This window comes from Bacillus sp. LR_5 (genome assembly GCF_042709275.1).
In genome coordinates this window covers 1-2,876 of sequence record NZ_JAVAXX010000486.1, presented here as the reverse complement: position 1 = coordinate 2,876, position 2,876 = coordinate 1, and the positions used below count along the sequence as shown (strand labels likewise).

The 2,876-nt window shown below is 44.9% G+C and carries 3 protein-coding genes; all 3 read left to right on the top strand.

Annotated elements, in window-relative coordinates:
- Positions 1-113 precede the first annotated feature (113 nt).
- Positions 114-1,220: a GPR endopeptidase gene (gpr, locus tag RAC86_RS37445; RefSeq protein WP_014480309.1), complete on the top strand. Its 1,107-nt coding sequence runs from the start codon at positions 114-116 to the stop codon at positions 1,218-1,220.
- A 62-nt stretch (positions 1,221-1,282) separates the two neighbouring features.
- Positions 1,283-2,488, top strand: a complete 1,206-nt coding sequence (spoIIP, locus tag RAC86_RS37440) for a spore autolysin SpoIIP (protein ID WP_377886830.1) — start codon at positions 1,283-1,285, stop codon at positions 2,486-2,488.
- Positions 2,489-2,504: 16 nt separating this feature from the next.
- Positions 2,505-2,843: a YqxA family protein gene (locus tag RAC86_RS37435; protein ID WP_014477382.1), complete on the top strand. Its 339-nt coding sequence runs from the start codon at positions 2,505-2,507 to the stop codon at positions 2,841-2,843.
- Positions 2,844-2,876: the final 33 nt, after the last annotated feature.

The window sequence follows — 2,876 nt, the reverse complement described above, 5'->3', positions numbered from 1 at the left end:
CCTTTAGATTGCAATATAAATGTAAAGTATTTTTCATTGAAGGTTCTCTTTTTAGCATGATTTATTCAGCAAATGGCAACAATATAGGTACTTAATGTGAAGGAGGCCCCTGTATGAAAAAGAGTGAGCTGGATGTGAATCAGTATTTGATACGGACCGATTTGGCAGTGGAAACGAAGGAAGCAATGGCCAATCAGCAGGCTGTGCCGACAAAAGAAATTAAAGGCTTTATTGAAAAAGAGCGTGATCACGGCGGCATTAAAATCCGCACAGTTGATGTTACAAAGGAAGGCGCAGAGCTTTCGGGAAAAAAAGAAGGGCGCTATTTAACGCTTGAAGCACAGGGAATCAGGGAGAATGATTCGGAAATGCAGGAGAAGGTCTCTGCTGTCTTTGCGGAGGAATTCTCAGCTTTTCTTGAAAACCTTAATATCTCAAAAGATGCGAGCTGTTTGATCGTTGGGCTCGGCAACTGGAACGTGACACCTGATGCGCTTGGACCGATGGCAGTAGAAAATCTGTTGGTAACAAGGCACTTGTTTAAGCTTCAGCCGGAAAACGTACAGGAGGGTTACAGGCCTGTCAGTGCTTTTGCACCGGGTGTAATGGGGATAACAGGAATCGAAACAAGTGACATTATTAAAGGTGTGATTGAGCAATCGAAGCCTGATTTTGTCATCGCCATTGATGCGTTGGCGGCGCGGGCGGTGGAAAGGGTCAACACAACCATTCAAATATCGGATACAGGCATTCACCCGGGGTCTGGAGTGGGGAATAAACGAAAAGATTTAAGCAAAGACACGCTTGGTGTTCCGGTGATTGCTATCGGTGTTCCGACAGTAGTTGATGCCGTGACAATTGCCAGCGACACGGTGGACTACATATTAAAACATTTTGGCAGAGAAATGAAGGATAACAGGCCATCAAGATCGCTTGTTCCGGCAGGCATGACCTTTGGGAAGAAGAAAGTGCTCACTGAAGAAGATCTTCCTGATCAAAAGCAGCGCCAATCGTTCCTAGGTATTGTCGGAACCCTTCAAGAAGATGAAAAACGGCAGCTCATTCACGAGGTGCTTTCGCCTTTAGGGCACAACTTAATGGTTACGCCGAAGGAAGTCGATTCATTTATCGACGATATGGCAAATGTTTTAGCGAACGGATTAAACACAGCGCTTCATGAAAAAGTGTCACAAGAAAACAAAGGCTCCTACAATCACTAAACAGTTCTACTTCCTCTAGCTTGTTCATAGAGTAATTACTAGACAAGCGCTGGAGGGATTCAATGAGAAATAAACGCAGAAACAGACAGATTGTTGTTGCGGTAAATGGAGGGAAAGCGGTAAAAGCCATCTTTCTATTTATCGTAAGCCTTATCGTGATTTTTGTTCTATCCGGTGTGCTGACGTCTCTCCGGCCGGAACTTAGGCCGTCGTCTGACTCTTTTTATGGGATTGCTGAAGAATTGCCGGGTGACGTATTTGCACATTTGCTGCGGATGGAAAACCATTATTTCGCTTCTGACCTCTCTCAAACAGACAGCTCATTTCATCTTTCTCGTCTTTCTTTAAAGCTGGCGACGAGCATTAACCTCGAAGATCCGCGGAGCTTTCTCGGTCGGGAGCTGCCGGGGTTTGCACAATTTGATACCGAGATTTTGTTAGCTGGACAAGGGACGGATTATACGAATATGCCTGCGGAATCGCCGCCGCCGTCTAAGGTGATGGAGGAAGAAAGGGAAGCGAATTTGGCAGAGATTGAAAAACAGCAAACGCAATCAGATAATGCGCAAAAAGATCCGCCGAAACAAACAACAGGTGATAAAAAGGTCGTGTTTATCTATCACACGCACAATACGGAATCATATCTCCCTCTATTAAAAGGCGAGACCGATCCTGACATGGCGCGCCATTCTAAAGCCAATGTCACGCTTGTAGGAGATATGTTCGGACAAGCGCTTGAATCCCAGGGAATCGGAGCCACAGTGAATAAAACCGATATACAGTCAAAATTGAATAAAAAAGGCTTAAACTATGCCAGGTCCTATGATGAATCAAGGCCGGTCGTGAAAGACGCCCTCGCTTCAAACAAAAATCTGCAATATATCATTGACATCCACAGAGACTCTCGGCGCAAAAAAGACACAACCGCAACGATTAAAGGGAAAAGCTATGCCAGGGTAGCCTTTGTCGTCGGGAAAAAAAACAAAAACTTCGAAGAAAACTATAAAATTGCGAGTGAGCTTCATAAACTGATGGAGAAAAAATACCCCGGACTTAGCACAGGTGTCTTTTCCAAAGGCTCGCCAGGCGATAATGGTGTTTACAATCAGGATTTAACCGATAGAGCGCTTTTGCTCGAGTTTGGCGGAGTGGATAATAATCTCGAAGAGCTGCAGCGTGCGGCTAACGCGGCCGCGGACGTATTCAGCGAAATGTACTGGGATGCTGAAAAGGTCAACGCAGCGAGCGGGGAGACGAAAAAACAATAAGAAATAGGTGGTTGATTTGATTGCATACTTTGGAAAGTGCTTACTGCTTGTCACGATCATGTTTTTAGGCGTTCTGTTCGGCATGCAGCAGGCAAACAACGGGATGCTGAGTATGAAAGGCTATCATGACCCTTCACTGAAGGGGGCGTTTACGCTCACCGACGGAAAAGATAATGAAAAAGAAGCCTCAATCCTAGGAGAAACAGTCACGGCAAAAGATTTAGAAGAAAAACAAAAAGAGCTGGAAAAGGTGGAGACATTCAATATGTTTTCAAAAGCCGGAAAAGCGCTTTCGGACACCGTAACCAATACTGCCCAGTCAATGTATGAATGGATACGGGATATGAATCAATAAGTACGTGATAGAGAAAAGCAACCCAGATATGAT